Genomic DNA, 18,553 nt, shown 5'->3' on the forward strand with positions numbered 1-18,553 from the left:
GAAAAGTTTGCATAATTTAGAAACAGCAGTTACAATATATGAATGACAACTTACTTATTGTAAGCCGTCGTTCAATTTGAAAGGATGGTTAAAATTGACTAAATTAGGCAAATCGATAGAGTTAAAACGTGGAGCAACACTTAAAAACCGTGCAGTAATGGCACCTATGACAAATATGATGAGTTTTTTCGATGGGACTGTTACAAAAGATGAAATCGAATATTATGCACTAAGAAGTGGCGAAGTAGGCGCTGTTATAACGGCTGCTGCTAACGTTCAAGAGATTGGAAAAGGTTGGGACGGCGAAATTGGCGTTTTTGATGACCGACATATAGAAGGTCTCGCCAAACTTTCCGCTGCAATAAAAAAATCTGGTACAAAGTCAATCTTACAAATTTTTCATGGCGGCAGAATGACACATTCTTCTATGTCTAAAAGGGAAACAACCTGTGTCTGCCAGCGCAATAAAAGCTGAGCGTCCAGATGCAGAAGAACCAAGAGCATTGACTGAAGCAGAAGTTTTAGAAGTTATCGAAGATTTTAAATCTGCAGCAGTACGTGCTGTAAAAGCTGGATTCGACGGTATTGAAATCCATGGGGCAAATACCTATTTGATTCAACAATTCTTTTCTCCACACTCTAATCGCAGAGAAGATCAATGGGGCGGAAGCTTAGAAAAGAGATATTCTTTTGTTGACCGCTTAGTGAATGAGATCATTGAAGTCGTAGAGAAAGAAACCAGTGAGCCATTCATTATCGGGTATCGTTTTTCACCAGAGGAATATGAAAATCCAGGAATTCGTTTTGAGGATACGTTATACCTTGTGGATAAGCTTGCCGATAAAGACCTGGATTATTTACACATTTCTATTGGAAACTACAAGCAAGTTTCCAGATCAGAAAATTATCAAGACAAATCAATGATTGAATACATCAACGACAAGATCAATGGAAGAGTTCCTTTGATCAGTGTTGGAGATATCAGAACTAGTGCTGATGCTGAAGAAGCTCTACAAAACAGTGAAATGGTCGCATTAGGACGAGTATTGCTTGCTGATCCTCACTGGGCAAGTAAAGTATTAAGCGGCAGAGAAGATATAGTTCGAGAGTCTGTCAGTGTAGAAGAGCGTGACGCATTGCGATTAAACACGGGTGTTTGGGGCTTCATGGAAGCCATGATGCCTGACAGAATCAAGTAACCCACTTCTACCAGTTAGCTGCACCAATTTGTGTGGTTTAAAATGTCTATAGGCTGACAAAAACAACTCAGCGGTTGGGTCAAGATCCCAACCGCTGAGTTGTTTTTTGGTTTTATTTTACTTATTGGATTAAAAATTTTCAGCCAATTTGTAAGTGTCCATTCCAATCAGTTTAGACTCTAACACTTGATTGATTTTTTCATGATCCACTGTAGGGTAAAGTTCTTTTATCAATTCCAATGTCTTTCGAGCACCTTGATCCATCGAATGCGCTCCTGACAGTAAAAGAATATCTTCTTGTTCCAACTGGGCAACTCCGAACTCCAATGCATCGTCTAATTCCTCAAACATAGCAACTTCAATGTTGTTTTGTTCCATGACTTTCAAGAAAGCCGTTAGTTCTTCCGGAGTAACTTCATCTTTTTTCTCTACATGTGAAGAAGCTGTTGTCAAAATGATTTTTGCGACATTCATTTGATCGAAACAGGCTGCTAATGTTTCTGCGATTTCTATACTGTGTTCGGGTCCGTTGCTTCCTCTGAGGGCGTGTACAAGATGCAATTTGTCGTAAGCTAAATGACTGATGGTTTCCATACAAGAGTGGATGTTGTTTTGGTTGAGTAATAAGTCGTCGATCACTTTAAATTCATTGTCATAAAGAATCTGGAATCGTCTCTCGACTCCGCAAAAGTTTTTGATCCCTTGTTGAACTACTTCAATTGGAATGTCGTTGACCAATCCTGTAACCACGGTTGTAAGTGCGTTGTAAATCGAATGGTACCCTGGAACCGACATTTCCAACCCAAAACTTACCGGTTCAATGAGGTTTCCCCTCAATGTTTTAAAAGGTTTTTGAATATGAACGGTGAAGGACGGCATCCCAGACGAGAATTGGATGTCTGAAACGCTTATAGTGCCGGAACTGTTTTCAATTCCAAATGTAACCACTTGAGCTTTTGTCTGATCCTCTAGAGGAATGAGCAGCAGTTCATCAATATTTAAAATAGCGGTACTTGTTTTAGGAGCATTTCTTATCAAAGAAGCTTTAGCATCAAAGTAAGCTTCAAACGATTCGTGCAATCGGATGTGTTCGGGACTGATATTCATAAAGGCTACAACATCAAATTCCGTATTGTGGACTCGTTTCAATTCTAATGCCGAAGAAGAAACTTCCATAGAGACATGCGTGATTTCGTGCTCTCTCATCTTCGCTAAATACTGCTGCAAGTCATAAGACTCTGGAGTCGTTAACTGGCTCATTTCAATCTCATTATCACACTTGACCAAGATTGTTCCTATCAAACCAGTTTTCAATTGATAGGCTTTAAATATCTCTTCCATCATGTAGGTAATCGTCGTTTTACCATTGGTCGCCGTCACTCCGAATAGGCTCATTGACTGAGAAGGATGACCAAAAAAATTACTTGATAATTGAGCTAATGCTTCTCGGCTATCAGAGACCTTCAATTGGAGAATGTCTATCCCTTCAATAAATTTTTCAACAACAATAACGGACGCTCCATTGATCACTGCTTGATTGGCATACTTATGTCCATCTGTCTTGTGTCCGTTGATACAGACAAATAGCGTATCTGCGCCAACTTCTTTCGTGTGGTACGCAATTTTTTTGATATCGATTTCATTTAATTTCGCTTTAAGCTGTTCAGGACAGCTAGAGTCGATCTTTACCGATTTCAATAAGTCCTTTAGTTTCATAATGATCGTGACTCCTTCAGTGAAAGTATGCGTAATCTCTAAACTAATTTTAGACAGATTACGTCTATTGTTAAATTTTAGTTTACAATCTTCCCCACTGAATGTCATATAATCTGCTCACAGAAAATAAGTAAACGCTAAAAAACGGATCAACTTTAGTTACATTGGCATACAGTAATCCGTATACCAATCTGATCTCTATTGATATAATAAATTCATCAAATACAAACGGAGGTAAAAATGGATTCTAAACTCATTATCATCAGAGGGAACTCTGGAAGCGGGAAAACAACCACTGCTCAATTGCTCCAAAAACAATTTGATTACGAACAAGCTATGTTGATCTCACAAGACACTGTTCGAATCGATATTTTAAATGCTAAAGACCGACCAGGAAATCCTACGGTAGACCTTGTAAAACTGCTGGCTGAATTCGGCAAAGACAAGTATCAATATGTGATTATTGAAGGGATTTTCGCTTCTGTACGATATAAAGAACTGTTTGATGAGTTGATGGATTTGTTTGCTCCGCATGCCTATGTGTACTATTATGAGATCCCATTTGAAGAGACTGTTATACGTCACCAAACGAGAGATAAAGTGAATGATTTTGGTCCTGACAGAATGAAGAAATGGTGGTTGGAAAAGGACTACTTAAATACTATGAATGAGACAATCATTGATGAGTCGTTCAGCCAACAAGAGGTATTGAAATTGATTCTGGATGATTTAACGAAAGATTAGCTGAATGTTCTCACTTCTTTCAGCTTTTAAAAAGCAGCTATGTTAAACTCAGAGTAAGAAACTTTCTAAGGGGGATAAAAAATGATAGAGAAAACATTGGTACTAATTAAACCTGATGCGGTAGAACGCAATCTAATCGGCCGTATTTTAGTTGAATATGAAAGAAACGGGCTAACCGTTTTAGAAATGAAACTAATGAAAGCCTCTCCAACATTAGCAGAACAACATTACGCAGAACATGAAGGAAAACCATTTTTTGACCGCTTGGTTGCTTATCTGACAAGAAGCCCTTTAGTTGCCTTAGTATTAGAGGGAGAAAATGCTATTAGTCGCGTACGAGCATTGAACGGTCCCACTGACCCAGCAAATTCTCCAGATAATACGATCCGCGCTCTTTATGGAAAAAGCATGTCTGAAAATACCGTTCATGCTTCTGATTCAATAAAAAGTGCTGAACGTGAAAGAGCGATTTGGTTTGGTGAATAAAAATGACCGCCAGCAAGTTTCTGCAAACGGTCGGTAGTTTCAGTTAAACAGGTAGAATAAATATGCACATATAGAAGGAATAACATTCTCGATTCAAAGTTGTTTACATGATCTATCTAAAAAAATGTTGCAAAGAAACTTGCCTGATGACAGAAACTATTTCTTCTTCAATTACGATTTGTTTAGATAGTGTACAATTAGGCACAACTTTTCAGTTTGTTGGGTACAATAGCAATAGTTGATAGCACATTCAATGAATAAAATAGGACAATAGAGCCGATTTATAATTCCATTATAATGCCCTACCAACAATAGACTTCTGAACAAAACAATCTCATATACTTACCAATATTCATTAGTATAGATCTCAAAAAGAGCTGGAATTCCTTTGATACCTCAAAGTTTCCAGCTCTTTTACTCATATAGATAAATTGCTTACTTGTTTAGACTTTTTTTCACTGAAATAGGTACCGTTCCATAATCACTGAACAACTTTTAAAAAACCTTCTAAAAATTCAGCTGAATCTCCAATATAACTGTAATCAGAATAGTTAAAAATAGGTGCTTCGGAATCTTTGTTCACAGAAATAACCAACTCTGCATTTCCAATCCCTGTTGTGTACTGTACAGCTCCATGGATACCCAGATTAATCAATACTTTAGGAGATATGGTATTACCCGATTGTCCGATTTGATCATCTCCGCTGAATTTAGGATGGTCTGTTAAAGGACGAGTTACTCCGATTTTTGCTCCTAGTTTTCGAGCAAGTTCCTCTGCTAGAGCAAGCACTTTATCATCTACTGCACCGCGTCCCAATGCGATTACTCGATCCGCATTAGCAATGCTGTCACTTTTAGACAGCAAAGGAGTTTCTTCTATGATCTTTATACGCACTGCTTCCTTAAAGGTCAGATTTGTCACTTCTGTTACCACAACTGATGAATCAGTAACTTTCTTGGCTTCAAATGTATTTGGTCGTACGGAAGCCATTTGCGGACGATGATCCGGACAGATGATTTCACACATGATATTATCGCCATAAGAGGGTTTAGTTTGGACCAATAAATCCCCATCAAAAGCTAAATTCAAACAATCAGAAGTCAAACCTGTATTTAATTTAGCTTGTAAGCGTGGTGCTATTGAGCGGCCAACAACTGTTGCTTCAAATAAAATGACCACTACTTTTTTATCGCCGGCAATTTCTTTTGCTTTTGTAATTAATTGATACGTAACCGGCTGGATGATACCCACATGTTTTTCTGCGTATACCCAAACTTCTTGACTAGACATTTTTTTCCACCTCTCTTAGAGTAAATTATTGGCTCTCAACTGAATCAACAGTTCACGAATAGCTTCATCAGCTGTACCTTTTAGCACTGTTGTAGCTTTCGCTTCTTTTTCGGGTGCCCATACACTGCGTACAACAGTTGGGGAACCTTTCAAGCCGATTTTATTAGGATCAACAGTCAAACTGTTTTCATCCCACACACGAATCGTTTTTTGATAACTTTGTTGAATATTGCGAGGCGTTGGGTAACGCGGTACGTTCATTTCACTGCGTACGGTTACTACTGCTGGTAATTGGAACTCGATTTTTTGTTGCATATTCTCTAACAAGCGAGTTGCAGTCATGGCTTGATTAGATTGGCTGTGCAATTCACTGACAAAGGTAATCTGCGGCCACTCTAAAAGTTCAGAGACAATCGGACCGACCTGGCTAGTATCAGCATCTACAGACTGACGACCAAATAATACCAAGTCTACATCTCCTAATTCTTTGATGGCTTGTGCTAAAACATATCCTGTTGCCAAAGTATCCGCTCCGCCAAATTGTCGGGAGCTTAGCAATATAGCATCATCACACCCCATAGCTAAACCTTGACGCAATGTCATTTCAAAATCTGGAGGTCCCATAGACAATAGTATGATTTCTCCACCCCATTCGTCTTTTAGGCGCAATGCTGCTTCAATGGCGTTTTTATCGTAAGGATTCATCACTCCTGCTTCTCCGGAACGAATCAAATTTTTTGTATTTGGATCAATTTTCAAATTATTGGAAACCGGTACTTGTTTAATACACACGACGATTTTTAAGCTCATTTATCTCAATCCTCTCTCTCGTTTACAACTTCTTTGCTGATCTCGATCATCATTTTTTCTAACGATCCTTCTGCAAGTTGTAAAGCTCGTGCATCACGAATCAGATGTTCAACTGGGTATTCTCTGCTGTAACCATATCCGCCTAGTACTTGTAAGGCATGATCAGCTGCAGTAACTGAAGCCCGACTACCATATGATTTTGCCATAGTGGCTACTTTCGCATAGGATTTGCGTATGTGTAAAATAGTTCTCGAGAGCCAATAATTTTACTGGAAAAAAGAAAGAAGGCACTTTATCATAAATGTATGCTTTGCAGGGCAAATACATAAATGAAAGAGGCCTTCTTATGGATAAGATTATATCAAAGGTTTATCAAATAATAAAGGATTCAAGCAACTTAATAGAAACAGAAGAAGCGATTCAAGGCTATATGTATGATGTGTTCGCTCAGTTAATGGGTCAGATTTTGTCGAACTTCAACGAAGTGATCAAAGAGGAAAAACAACGTGAAGGTTGGAAAGTAAAACGAGCAGATTGGAAAACGGTTCAATTTATTTTCGGTCCCGTTCGGTACCGGCGTACGCTAATGGTGGATACTAATAATCAGAACCATTATCCACTAGATGAATGGTTAGGCATTCGAAAATATCAACGCCATAGCCCACTAGTAGAAGTAAAAGTGGCAGAGTTGGTGAGTAAAGCTACTTATCGAGATACCGCAGCTATTCTAAACGAATGGACGGCCATTACGCTGAGTCATCAAACAGTCGGCAGTCTTCTTAAACGCGTTGGAGCAGCACAATCACGTGAGGATGAAGAAAATGTATTGGAACTAGAAGAAGCCACGGAGTTGCCCGAAGGAAAAAAGGTGGACTATTTTTACGCCGAAGCGGATGGGGTTTTTGTACGTGGGACAGAAAAGAAAAAAAGCTTAGAAGTTCGTCATGCCATCCTTTACGAAGGCTGGGAGAAAAACGGAAAGCGCGTTTCTTTAAAAGAACCTAAAGCCATCATGACGACTAAAAAAACCGCTGGTTTTTGGGCAGAAGTTCAAGCCTTTACAGCGAGCCGTTATTCGTTGCAGCAAGCTCAAATCATTACCAATAGTGACGGTGGACAAGGGTATACCGCAGACAAATTCCAAGAAGCTTTTTCTCAATCGAACTATCCTGTTTTAAATCAACTAGACTCTTATCATGTCTTCCAAGGCTTAAACCGCGCGTTTGGATCGCAAACTAACGTTTTTAAACAGCATGTCCGTCAAGCATTAAAAACGCATGATTTAGATGAATTAACTATTTGGTTGGATACGTATGAAAGTACATTAGACGAGACACCGGCAGTGGAAAAATTGAATACGTTCAGAACATACGTATTACGGAATTGGGATCGGATTTTCGACTGGCGTGAAAAAGCAGAACAAGTGCCGAAGGACGCAAGAGGTTTAGGCGCAATGGAGTCGAATCAACGGCATATTTCTTTTCGAATGAAAAAACGTGGGATGCATTGGAGCGCAGAAGGCTGTGAAGCTATGGTAAAAGTAAAACAAGGCATGTTCAATCACACCTTACGCGAAGCCTATCTTCATCAGCAAAATAGAAGTACTCGGCAACAACGCAAGTTGAAACAAACGGTTCGTTTATCGTCGTTATTGCATGAGAAAACACGGCAATCAGTTGGTGCAAAGAATGGGACGATTCCATTATATGCCTCTCATTCATCGGCAATAGGACAATTAATCAAAAGTTTTCGTTAATTCCTGTCTTTTGGGAGAAGGTTCCTGGTTTTAGGAACGTTCTTCCAAAAGATGGGCCAGCAAGCGGCGGAGCCGTGCGGTAGCTGACAAGTGTACAAAAATAGAGTGCCTAAACTAGCGGAGTAATAGGACGCTCGAGAAAAACTTGACACAAACGGATTTGCCTGCTACTTTCAATCTAGCTGCTTCTTGATACAATAATTGTGTGTTCTCTTTCGCAATAGCAATTTCGGTGATTTTTGTTTGGATAGAATGCAATTGAATGATCGGTGTATTGATCGCTTCACGTTGTTTTGCATAATCTACCGCGATCGATAATGCATGTTCAGTGATACCAGCAGCGATCGCTCCCATCGAAATACGAGCATCATAGTGGGCATTATCCCCAATTTCTACACCTTGACCTATTTTCCCGAGCAAATGATCTTCAGTGACCACAACATTTTCCAAGAAAATTTCTGCTACAGGTGTCCCGTTCATTCCAATAAATTCTTCTCGTTTACCATGTTTAAACCCAGGCATATCTTAGTCTACAAGGAAGCAAGATAATTCCGTTGGAGATGTTTTCAAGAGCACACAGTATACTTCGGCCAATCCGCCATTTGTGATCATGCTCTTATTTCCATTTAAAATCCATTTATCTCCTTCTTTAACAGCCTTGGCTGTAAATCCCATCACATTAGAACCCCCTTGCGGTTCTGTTGATGAAAAGCCAAAAACACGATGGGTGGCTTGAGGCAGATACTTTTCTTTTAACGCAGGTGTAGCATATTTCAATACTTGATCAACCGTTTTGTAATGCCCTTCTAGTGTAAATGCAATACTAGCATTCCGTTGAGCAAAATCATAGATGGTTTGAGAACTGGCAACGACATCAAATCCGGCACCGCCATATTCTTCTGGTATGGTCAACCCTAAAAAGCCTGTATTCACAATACTGCTCCATAGTTCTGCAGGATACTCTCTGTGTTTGTCGATCCACATATCTAAAGGTTTTACTTCTTTATCAGCAAAATCTGTCACCATTTGGTGTAACATGACTTGCGGTTGAGTTAATTTTATACTCATTTTTTACACTCCTTTGTTCAAATGTGCACAAGAATTGAATCAATATATTTAACGAACTAAATATAGCGCATTATTTTTTCAATCGGGGCTGGGAAAAAACTAGCCTCAAATAAAAAAACCGTAATGAAATAATCAAAAACTTGATTGTTTCATTGCGATTTTTATTTTTGACTGGATTTTGTTGAAAAGCTTCCGCTTTTCTTCTAGCCTCAAGGGCTAGTTTTGTCAGATTCATGCTCATAAGCATGATCCCGATGTCATTATGAACGGCTTGCTTGCCCCTGACATGGGTTCTTCGCATGCCAAATACACCTTTCATTCGACCAAAAACAGTTTCTACGTCAATCTTTCGTTGGGCGTAGATTTCTTTTCCATGATCGCTTTCAAGGTTTTCTTTTACATGATGCTTAAAGTATTCCCAATTATAATTGACCGATGTCTGGCGTTGGGCACCTTTAGGTGTTTTAGCTAACAGATTACGAGTGTCATCCTGTTGCTCCATATCAGCCTTGTATACTTTAAATTCTCTTTGGAAACCGTTTTTATCTTTTCGCGTACTGTAGTGTGAGAAGCTGAAGCGCACACCATCTAAATCAGTATAGTAGTCTTCGATCTCATTATAATCCCAATTATCGCGATGCTTTGGATTAGAGCGATAGGCTTTCCCCTTCTCTTTATGATACATGCCATATGGAATTAAAGGGACTTTATTAAAGGTATCCATAACCGCCTCATAATTTTCTTCACTGCCATAACCAGCATCTGCGGCGATATACTTAAATAAATCTAATGTTTGAATGGTTTCTAAAAAAGGTATAAACGTTCGTGTATCCGTTGGATTTGAAAAAATATCATAGGCAATGACAAACTGATTACTCGATGCGACTTGAAGATTATAACCTGGTTTTAACTCCCGATTCTTCATCGGATCTTCTTTCATACACATGAACGTTGCGTCTGTATCTGTTTTTGAGAAACTATTTCGGCCATCGAAGGTTGCGTTTGCTTCTTCATAGCGTTGTTTACGCGGTAAGAAATCTTTTTTACATTTATTCCGATGTTTCTTCAGTATGCGACGACGTCGCTTATGTTCCGAACCACCTTTAGGAATCATTTTTTCTTCTGTAATCGCAGCTTCAACGGCCACAAGTTCTTCGTCTAGAGAAACGATTATTTCTTCAATACCTTCTGACGTTTTTAATACTTCTTCCGATAAAGCGAGATTTACTTTGGCTTGGATTAGTTCTTCATATAATTCCGAAACGTTATCATTGAGGTTTGCTTCATAACGTTCGATTGCTTTCTTCCAAGTAAAACTATAGATATTTGCATCGGCTTGTATCTTTGTACCATCGATATATAACGCGTCTTCGTGAATCAAGCCATTGTCACTCAAGAGTGTTGTAAAAAGAATAAAGGCATACTTGATGAGTTTAGATGCGTGCTCGCTTGAACGGAAGGTGTTGATTGTCTTGTAGCTAACAGGCGTATCGCCTGTTAACCACTTCATAGGAATGGATTCTTCATTCATTCGTTCCATTTTACGTCCGGAAAACGTTGTGCGACTATAGGCAAACAAACACATCTTTAAAAGCATGGCAGGATGAAAAGCAGGGCGTCCAGTATGGGACGTATCTTCTAGAAGAAATTCCGAAGGAATCGAATCGACAAAACGGCTAATGAGGCGTGCTTCATGATCATTTGGAATTGTAAAATCTAATTGTAGTGCTAAGGCCGTTTCCATTGTGTTATAATTTTGATACATAGTGAGTCACTCCTTTTGTTTTTGGTCGTACTTAAATTATAAGGTATTTGGCTCACTGTGTCTTTTAAAACGATAAAATCCCCAACTCTTTCAAGTTTGAAAGAGTTGGGGATTTTCTTTATTCAGGAACTGAGATTTTTCCCAACCCCTAAGTGTATATAAATAGAGACTACTTTTTTAGCACCAAAAAAGGACTAAAATAAAATAAGATTGTTAGGAATTACAGAGGAGATTTCAGGATGAAAAAAAGTTATTCAGCTTCTCATCACCATACTTATCATTGTGAACAATCTGGAGATCAGTGCATATGCGCTGTCCCGTTATTTCAATCTTTAACGGCTGAACAAAAAGATCAAATTCATTCCTTAATTCATCACAAACATTATTCTCGTGGAGAGACTATCTATCGGCCAGGAGAAACCGCTGATTCCCTTTATGTATTAAGAAGCGGCAAGATACGCATCTATCGTTTATCAGAATCAGGAAAAGAGCAGTTGATACGAATTGTGACACCTGGGGAATTTTCGGGAGAATTAGCTTTGTTTAGAAAAGGGTTTTATGAGGCTTTTGCGGAAGCGCTGACAGACTGCACGATTTGCGCTATCAAGCATAGTGATTTCCGGGACCTATTAATGCAATACCCCACTACCGCAATTGAAATGTTAGCTACAATTGCCAACAGATTAGGGACTTCTGAACAGCAGACCGCTTGGGCAACCACCGAAACAGTCAAGGAAAGGTTATGGCATTTTTTAGTAAGCTCCATTGACACTGATGAAAGAGAGCCTATTGTCGAATTAAAGATGGCTAAAAAAGATTTGGCTTCTTATTTAGGCACCACTTCCGAATCATTGAGTCGAGAATTAGCGCATTTAGAAAAAGAACAACGAATGGAAGAAATTGCTTATGGGAAATTCAAATTGTTGGATTTCACTTGATAGGCGATCCTCTTCGTTTTATTAAGAAAACTATCAAAAACTGCTCTAGAGAGTCCGATTTAGAACAGACTTTCTAGAGCAGCATTTTTCTATTTAAACAGGTAACGCACTAACTCAATTCTAGAACCCTAATGAATCTCCCAAAATAAATGAAGTTGGAAGTATCTTGTCTTTTACTGGCTTATTATCTAACAAGGCGAACAATGTTTTTGCAGATAAGAAGGCCCATTCTTGTTTTGAATAAGAAATAGTAGCTAAAGAAGGGACAGCATACTTGCTGATTAAAGTGTGATCAAATCCGGCAATAAAAACATCTTTGCCTATTTCAATATCTGTCTCTTGAAAATAGTCATACATCCCAAAAGCCATTTCATCGTTCAATGAAAAAATCCCTACAGGTTTGGTCCATTCTCGATGGATTTTTTCCGCTAAGATTCTCCCAGAGGTTTCCGTGAAATCTCCATGCAGAACTTGGTACTCCAATTTTTTTTGCGAAAGAACTTCTTCAGCTCCTTCAAGCCGTTCATTGCTGTCAAAGGTTTCCATTGGACCCGAAACAAGATAGAAAAAGTCTGCCGAAGTTTTTGTTAAGGCATCAATGGCCAACTTACCCCCATGACGATTATCTAACAATACTTGTCGAACATTTTCATGTTTCAGTTTTCGATCTAAGACCACAATTTTGCTGCCCCGGTCTGCATATTCCTTTATTTTTTCATCAGGAAAAGCCGGATCAATGATAATCGCACCATCAATCATTCCCTGGGGTAAAAATAACCGAGAACGATCTCCAGAACAAGCTACCATCTCATAACCTTGATTTTTGGCTTCTTTCATAATACCATCTAGTAGGTCTCCATAAAAGGTTCCACTATAACTGGATAAATAAACTCCGATGATATTGGACTTGTTTCTCCTCAAGTTTCTTCCAGCCATATTAGGAATATAGTTTAAGTCTTTGGCTATTAGCAGAATCTTTTCTCGCGTGTCTTCAGTAACTTTTGAACTTCCATTCAGAGCATAGGAAACCGTTGAGATAGATACACCAGCTTTTTTAGCAATATCTTTAATTCCAACCATGATTGCACCTACAATTATTACGCATATTTTTTGATTTCTGACTTCATTTTAACACAAAAATCCCCGAAACTTCTGCATTTCCCATATAGAAAACCTTGAATTATCTTTTTGTTAAAAAGATTGTCACTTTATTTTCTTCTTTTTGGATGACCTGCTCAATTTCTTCTTTCTGGAACACTAATCCACCTTTACGGTATGGATTTTGTTCTCTACTGCCTTTGATTTTCTGATTGTTCCATAGTATATCGTCCGTTTCTTTTCCAACGAATTGGAACATAAATTGAACAGGTACGCCTGCATACGCAAAATCAAGAATTAACCCATCCAAGTCTTCTGTCAAGATAGGATCGATCAACAACCGATTTTTCTCTACTCTGATTCCCAGACTGTTTGAAATCAGTTGATTCAAATAAATTCCTGGGCCACTTGAATAAATACGCCAGCCACCTTTAACCTGTACGTCACCCGTTTTCAGCAAATCAAAATTTTTCTGAGCTTCGTAGCGCGTATTAAATGCTCCATCTGAACTACTGAAATAGGCATTGCTTTGACGTCTTTTAGCATTCAAAACAACCTCTTGAATGTTGATTGGATTCACAACTTCCAACCCATTCCACACTTCTTCAGCTTGTCCAATTTTCGCCATAGCTTCGACAAAGCGAATGTGTGCATGGACATATTGTAAGCCAATTTCTCGTCCAAAATTAGCCGCTTGCTCAGCCCGCTTAAAGTGTGTACTGATGCCTCCTTTATAAGAAGCTGGTCGATTCATCAATCGTACACCATCCGGGTGCTGCAACTCTGATTTGATCAATTGATAATGACTTTGTGCTTGTTCTGGAGTGAAAATTTCGCTAGTCATGCTTTGAATCATCGGTAATAAACGGTATTGTATGCCTGTTTTTTGATCTTGGGGATGGATCATAAACTCTACCTGCTCTTTATCCGGCATATAAACAAACCCAGGTATCACTTCGTCTGTTAAGATGTACTCTTGATAATCTTTTTTGATTGCAGCTGCTAATGTGTCTAATTCTTCTGCTTCAACTGGATACCTTTCTTTGATTGCCTTCTCGAATTGCTTCAATGTTTGATAGGTCAAAGCAACAGTCCAACTGCTCGCCATTTGTTTCTTCAACGTCTGGTCATGAGGTTGCAAAGTATCATCCCAGTCTCCATCACCATAACTGGACAAATGGGTGTCCCACAAGAAATGATTTTGAATGTACTGAATTTCTTTTTTGACATGGTCGAATAATGAAAAAGTTTCCTCCGTAAATTTCCCTGTCGCTTCCATATAAGGAAGTTCAACGTCTAAGAGTTGTACATCTCCAGTCGTTACCAAATAGTCACTCAAAATTTTCAGCGGCCAGACAATGATATCACCATGACTTTCGTCCGCCTGTTGTTCGCGGTAACGGTCAAACATAAACCATTGAGGCCAATTACCGTCTTCTTCATGTTGGTGAGCATATAAAATAGTGAGGATTTCTTTGACACTATCGTATTGCTGCATCGCCATAAAGTATTCAGCCGGCCCTTGTGAAACGTCACGTGTCCCCCACGCAGCACCACCATATTGTTCCAAACCATGCGGCACTAAATAATGAACAAACATATTGTGTGTGTACCACCAAACCGTTACATTCAATTTTTCCAGTAGTAAGGATGAACTATTTGGGTTACTTAAGTGAAATCCATTGGTAACCTGTTTAAAAAAAGCATGAAATGTTGCTTGCTCTTTTTCTAGTGTTGTTTCATGTTCTTGGTAAGAATCCCCTTCAAGGCTTCCTTGCATGACCAGTTCAAATTGATCGGTATCTTCCAACTGAAGAACCGCTAACGAAGCACTCCCCGCATCAATTCCTTCAATAAAAAAAGATTCATCCAACACTTTTATTTCTGGCCCATTTACTTTCAAATGATAAACCAACTGCGGATAATAATTTGACATCGGTGAAGAGTCCCCAGCTGTAAACGACAGTTGTTGACCTTGCGCATTCATCAAAACCGAAGTTTCATATTCTGTTTCTCCTAAAACAACTTGCTGAGTCACTAAAAAGCGGTATTTTTTGCCACTTTGAACAGTTACAGTCAGTCGAATTTCAGGATTATCAGCTGAAGAGTAATTCGTCACTATAAAAGTCTCTTCGGCTGTTTTGTATAGCCACTTCACACTATTGATCCCAATCTCAAATAAAGAAGGCATAGCTAACAATCGATATTTTCCAGCTACTTCCACATAGATCCGTTGACCAGAAGTTTTCAGAATGTTCAATGGATTTCTTGCATTCGTATTCCATTTATTCATATTCGTATTCCCCATTACCAATTGAGCGTTAAAAATACCATACATCCAAGAAGTGGTACTAATGATAGAATCTTTAGGAATCATGGAGTTTTCAGTAAATAACAATTGCCCATGAGGACGCTCCATTTGAAGTTCTTTTTCTTTTAAAACAACGTGTTCATAGGTATCTGTAAAAAACGACAGCAACTCTGTCCCGTCATACTCTTCTTGTAAACGGTTCGGGTATAACTCTTTGACAGCCTTTTTCTCTAGATAAACGGTTTCCAGTGGCTCTCCTATGTTCTTGTTTTTATGCAATTTTTTTATCGCTTTAAAATCCTGTTCTTCTTGCTGTTTCTCCCAGAGAGTTGTGATCTCTTCTTGGTATTCCAAATTGGTGACAGCTTCAGGGTGTGAATCTTTGTAGATACCGTAAAAAATGAAGTCTGCTTCACCATCTAGTTGAATCGATGTAGACTGTAGACCAGTATAATCAAATTCAAATTGATAAACCTCATTTGCTAATCGCTCTTGCGTCAGTACAGCGGGTTGATTGGTTTCTTTATACGTTTCCCCAAAGAACTGAAAACCGTCCGTGGAATAGCCCACTGTTCCAGTCAGCGAACCTTGTTGCAGATAGGGAAATTGATCTGCTTGCGGTTGATTTTGACGCGAACAAATCACAAATCCTCGCTCTGCATCTTCAAAGACTTGATGATCCACATATTGGGCCACATAAGCTTCATTGGATTGTAAAGCCCCTTTACTCGCCAAACCGACATCTTGGCCATACACCACATCTATTTTTTGCTGATTTCCACTTAAATGAACTTTCCAGAACCAACTATTTTTGTCAGCCAAGGTAAAGAGAACTTGATAAGTCACCCCTTCAACGTTACCAGTCCAGCGTGCCTGCTTTTCACCGATTAAAAATTCACTAACTGACTCAATCCCCAACAGTGGATGATAAGTGATTTCTCCACTATCTTGATAAATCCGAAGATAGAGATTGTTCAGTGACCCATCAAGCGGATTACCAGTTAATTGGTTTATCATCACTGAATCTTTTTGGATGTCATAAATGTCTCCTGTTTTCAAAAAACGAAAGACTAATCCTTCCGATTGGATCGTTAACAATTGCTGCTTGTCGCGTTTGATTTCGTGCATAACCACTACTCCTTTAAAAAACTTTATTGATAAAAATGATGGATTGTTGCTCCATTGCCTCCATTTTTGACTCAGTCCACTAATGTAAATTGAGCGACCTGTACGTTCTGGCTATCTGTCCCTATCATAACTTCAAAATCTCCACTGTCACTTGTAAAACTATAATCAGGATGTACATAGCGCAACTGTTCTTCCGTCAATTCAAATTGAACTACTTTGCTCTCATGAGCTTCTAGTGTCACTTGTTTAAAATCAGCGAGCTCTTTCACCGGACGAGAAACGATGGCAACTTTATCGCGAATATACAACTGCACTGTTTCTGTCCCTTTTACCTCGCCTATATTGCTCAACGTAATCGATACGGTCAAGGTTTGATCTTTTTTCACCTGTTCAGCAGACAACGTAAGTTTTGAATAGTCGAAAGTCGTGTAGCTTAGACCATAACCAAATGGATACAGTGGCGAATTTTCTGTGTCTAAATATCTTGAAACATATTTTTCTTCATAGTTTTCTTTTGGCATAGGTCTGCCTGTACTGTCTTGATTGTAGTAGATTGGTACTTGCCCAACATTTCTAGGGAAAGACATACTTAATTTCCCAGAAGGTGAAACGTCTCCATATAAAACATTGGCAACTGCTCTAGCTCCTTCTGTTCCTGGGAACCAAGCTTCTAAAATGGCATTTGAAGAAAGTTTCACTTCACTTAAGTCAAGTGGACGGCCATTAAAGAGTGTCACGACAATTTTTTTATTGAATGGTTTCAATTCTTTCAACAATCTCAATTGGTTTTCCGGTAATGTGATAGAAGTTCGGCTGGCAGCTTCCCCACTCATTTCGGAAGATTCTCCTAATGCCGCCACAATAACATCTGCTTCATGAACTGCTGACAAATGGAAACTATTGATGCCGTTGAACAATTCTTCTTCATCCAATAAAACAATGTTATCTGAAGAAACTTTTTCTCTAAGAGCTTCTTCTAAGCTGGATGTTTCCTCAAATTTCCCTTGCCATGACCAGGCTCCTAAAAGATCTTGGCTACTTTTTTTAGGACCTACTAATACGATTTTTTGATCTTTTTTAAGTGGCAATACGCCATCATTTTCTAATAGAACTAATGACTTTTCAGCAATTTTTCTAGCCGTATCTCGTTTTTCTGTATTGAAAATAGCCGTTTTCTCTTGTTTTTCATCTGCTCCACGAAAAGGATTTTCAAATAATCCTAGATCATTTTTCAAGGTAAGGATACGCCAAACGGCTTCATCCAATAAATCTGAAAGTGTAGAATCCTGTTCGACTTGGTCTTGGAGGTATTTACTGTAAGCTGGTGTCATCATTTCAATGTCTACACCCGCTTCTAAAGCCAATTTCGCTGCTTGGGATAGGTCTTTTGCCACACCATGAGGAACCAGCTCTCCGATTGCTCCCCAATCTGAAATCAAAATGCCGTCAAATCCCAGTTCTTTCCTCAATAATTCTCGCATCAATTTTTTGTTTCCAGTTGCTGGAATTCCTTCAATCGTATTAAATGAAGTCATCACCAATTTTGCTCCAGCCTCAATGCCTTCTCTATAAGCAGGCAGGTAGTGTTCACGTAAAGTACGTTCTGACATGTCGACTGTATTGTAATCGCGACCGGCAATCGGAGCTCCATAGCCTGCAAAATGCTTGATACATGCAGCTACCTTAGAAAAATCTTCTTTTAAATTGGTTCCTTGATACCCTTCTACAAAGGCACGAGCATACTGTTGATTCAAGAATTTATCTTCACCAGTTGATTCCAAAACACGACCCCATCTGGCATCACGAACTAAATCGACCATGGGGGAAAAAGTAACATGAAGACCGGAAATTGCAGCTTCTTCAGCAGCAATACTGGCACTCTTTTCAACCAATTCAGGATTCCAAGTTGCTCCTAGTCCTAATGGGATTGGGAAAATCGTTTGGTACCCATGGATGACATCAGCCATCAGCAACAATGGTATTCCTAATCGGTTATTCTTCAAGTATTCTTCTTGTACTTTTCGTATTTTTTCAGCTCCAGATAATCCCAGAACGGAACCTGCTTGCCATAATTTTTCTTCTGTTAGCCCCATCTCATTCATCGGACCGGTAATTTCTTGTTCACCTGATTCATAGAATGGTGCAGCCAGCTGAATCGTTTGGGCAATTTTTTCTTCTGTCGTCATTTGACCCATTAAATCTTTCAATTTTTCTTTATTCACCAAATATTCCTCCTAGAGTTG

The 18,553-nt window shown here is 39.0% G+C and carries 13 protein-coding genes and 2 pseudogenes; 5 read left to right on the forward strand and 10 right to left on the reverse strand.

The features are described from left to right. The first annotated feature begins 94 nt into the window (after positions 1–94). Positions 95–1,199: pseudogene (locus LMF32_RS02270) on the forward strand (NADH-dependent flavin oxidoreductase). A gap of 129 nt (positions 1,200–1,328) precedes the next feature. Here the strand turns inward: LMF32_RS02270 and LMF32_RS02275 are convergent. Further along, on the reverse strand, positions 1,329–2,915 hold the full coding sequence (locus LMF32_RS02275; RefSeq protein ID WP_230523708.1) for a Mur ligase family protein: 1,587 nt from the start codon (positions 2,913–2,915) through the stop codon (positions 1,329–1,331). Between the two features lie 240 nt (positions 2,916–3,155). Between LMF32_RS02275 and LMF32_RS02280 the strand changes: the two genes are divergently transcribed. Both LMF32_RS02280 and ndk read left to right on the forward strand, forming a co-directional pair. Continuing rightward, on the forward strand, positions 3,156–3,659 hold the full coding sequence (locus LMF32_RS02280) for an AAA family ATPase (protein WP_230523709.1): 504 nt from the start codon (positions 3,156–3,158) through the stop codon (positions 3,657–3,659). Positions 3,660–3,740: 81 nt separating this feature from the next. Continuing rightward, positions 3,741–4,145: a nucleoside-diphosphate kinase gene (gene ndk / locus LMF32_RS02285; RefSeq protein WP_230523710.1), complete on the forward strand. Its 405-nt coding sequence runs from the start codon at positions 3,741–3,743 to the stop codon at positions 4,143–4,145. Positions 4,146–4,626: 481 nt separating this feature from the next. On the opposite strand, the gene LMF32_RS02290 is transcribed toward ndk, so the two are convergent. The 3 genes and pseudogenes from LMF32_RS02290 to LMF32_RS02300 form a co-directional block, all read right to left on the reverse strand. Then, positions 4,627–5,436, reverse strand: coding sequence for an electron transfer flavoprotein subunit alpha/FixB family protein (locus LMF32_RS02290; RefSeq protein WP_230523711.1), 810 nt, complete (start codon positions 5,434–5,436; stop codon positions 4,627–4,629). 15 nt (positions 5,437–5,451) lie between these two features. Then, entirely contained in the window at positions 5,452–6,246 is a 795-nt protein-coding gene (locus LMF32_RS02295) for an electron transfer flavoprotein subunit beta/FixA family protein (protein WP_188204353.1), read from the reverse strand. 5 nt (positions 6,247–6,251) lie between these two features. After that, positions 6,252–6,470 (reverse strand): annotated as a pseudogene (locus LMF32_RS02300) (acyl-CoA dehydrogenase family protein); the annotation flags it as partial. A 122-nt stretch (positions 6,471–6,592) separates the two neighbouring features. Between LMF32_RS02300 and LMF32_RS02305 the strand changes: the two are divergent. Beyond that, entirely contained in the window at positions 6,593–8,002 is a 1,410-nt protein-coding gene (locus LMF32_RS02305; protein WP_230523712.1) for an ISLre2 family transposase, read from the forward strand. 114 nt (positions 8,003–8,116) lie between these two features. On the opposite strand, the gene LMF32_RS02310 is transcribed toward LMF32_RS02305, so the two are convergent. From LMF32_RS02310 to LMF32_RS02320, 3 genes are all read right to left on the reverse strand, one after another. Then, entirely contained in the window at positions 8,117–8,524 is a 408-nt protein-coding gene (locus LMF32_RS02310; protein WP_230523713.1) for an acyl-CoA dehydrogenase family protein, read from the reverse strand. A gap of 3 nt (positions 8,525–8,527) precedes the next feature. Beyond that, entirely contained in the window at positions 8,528–9,070 is a 543-nt protein-coding gene (locus LMF32_RS02315) for an acyl-CoA dehydrogenase family protein (protein WP_230523714.1), read from the reverse strand. A gap of 70 nt (positions 9,071–9,140) precedes the next feature. Beyond that, positions 9,141–10,835, reverse strand: coding sequence for an IS1182 family transposase (locus tag LMF32_RS02320; RefSeq protein WP_230523715.1), 1,695 nt, complete (start codon positions 10,833–10,835; stop codon positions 9,141–9,143). Positions 10,836–11,074: 239 nt separating this feature from the next. Between LMF32_RS02320 and LMF32_RS02325 the strand changes: the two genes are divergently transcribed. Then, entirely contained in the window at positions 11,075–11,773 is a 699-nt protein-coding gene (locus tag LMF32_RS02325; protein ID WP_230523716.1) for a Crp/Fnr family transcriptional regulator, read from the forward strand. A gap of 120 nt (positions 11,774–11,893) precedes the next feature. Here the strand turns inward: LMF32_RS02325 and LMF32_RS02330 are convergent, their stop codons facing one another. The 3 genes from LMF32_RS02330 to LMF32_RS02340 all read right to left on the reverse strand — a co-directional run bounded on the left by LMF32_RS02330 (position 11,894) and on the right by LMF32_RS02340 (position 18,532). Continuing rightward, a complete protein-coding gene (locus LMF32_RS02330; RefSeq protein WP_230523717.1) occupies positions 11,894–12,853 on the reverse strand; it encodes a LacI family DNA-binding transcriptional regulator in 960 nt (319 codons plus the stop codon). 100 nt (positions 12,854–12,953) lie between these two features. Further along, complete coding sequence (locus tag LMF32_RS02335) at positions 12,954–16,310, reverse strand: cellobiose phosphorylase (RefSeq protein WP_230523718.1); 3,357 nt, start codon at positions 16,308–16,310, stop codon at positions 12,954–12,956. 71 nt (positions 16,311–16,381) lie between these two features. Then, on the reverse strand, positions 16,382–18,532 hold the full coding sequence (locus LMF32_RS02340; protein WP_230523719.1) for a glycoside hydrolase family 3 N-terminal domain-containing protein: 2,151 nt from the start codon (positions 18,530–18,532) through the stop codon (positions 16,382–16,384). Positions 18,533–18,553 lie beyond the last annotated feature (21 nt).

The sequence above is a fragment of the Desemzia sp. C1 genome (genome assembly GCF_020882875.1).
Lineage (GTDB): Bacteria > Bacillota > Bacilli > Lactobacillales > Carnobacteriaceae > Desemzia > Desemzia incerta.

Excerpts from the sequence above, each read along its gene's own strand:
- LMF32_RS02275 (WP_230523708.1), bottom strand. The coding sequence starts at position 2,915 with ATGAAACTAAAGGACTTATTGAAATCGGTAAAGATCGACTCTAGCTGT.
- LMF32_RS02280 (WP_230523709.1), top strand. The coding sequence starts at position 3,156 with ATGGATTCTAAACTCATTATCATCAGAGGGAACTCTGGAAGCGGGAAA.
- ndk (WP_230523710.1), top strand. The coding sequence starts at position 3,741 with ATGATAGAGAAAACATTGGTACTAATTAAACCTGATGCGGTAGAACGC.
- LMF32_RS02290 (WP_230523711.1), bottom strand. The coding sequence starts at position 5,436 with ATGTCTAGTCAAGAAGTTTGGGTATACGCAGAAAAACATGTGGGTATC.
- LMF32_RS02295 (WP_188204353.1), bottom strand. The coding sequence starts at position 6,246 with ATGAGCTTAAAAATCGTCGTGTGTATTAAACAAGTACCGGTTTCCAAT.
- LMF32_RS02305 (WP_230523712.1), top strand. The coding sequence starts at position 6,593 with ATGGATAAGATTATATCAAAGGTTTATCAAATAATAAAGGATTCAAGC.
- LMF32_RS02310 (WP_230523713.1), bottom strand. The coding sequence starts at position 8,524 with ATGCCTGGGTTTAAACATGGTAAACGAGAAGAATTTATTGGAATGAAC.
- LMF32_RS02315 (WP_230523714.1), bottom strand. The coding sequence starts at position 9,070 with ATGAGTATAAAATTAACTCAACCGCAAGTCATGTTACACCAAATGGTG.
- LMF32_RS02320 (WP_230523715.1), bottom strand. The coding sequence starts at position 10,835 with ATGTATCAAAATTATAACACAATGGAAACGGCCTTAGCACTACAATTA.
- LMF32_RS02325 (WP_230523716.1), top strand. The coding sequence starts at position 11,075 with ATGAAAAAAAGTTATTCAGCTTCTCATCACCATACTTATCATTGTGAA.
- LMF32_RS02330 (WP_230523717.1), bottom strand. The coding sequence starts at position 12,853 with ATGGTTGGAATTAAAGATATTGCTAAAAAAGCTGGTGTATCTATCTCA.
- LMF32_RS02335 (WP_230523718.1), bottom strand. The coding sequence starts at position 16,310 with ATGCACGAAATCAAACGCGACAAGCAGCAATTGTTAACGATCCAATCG.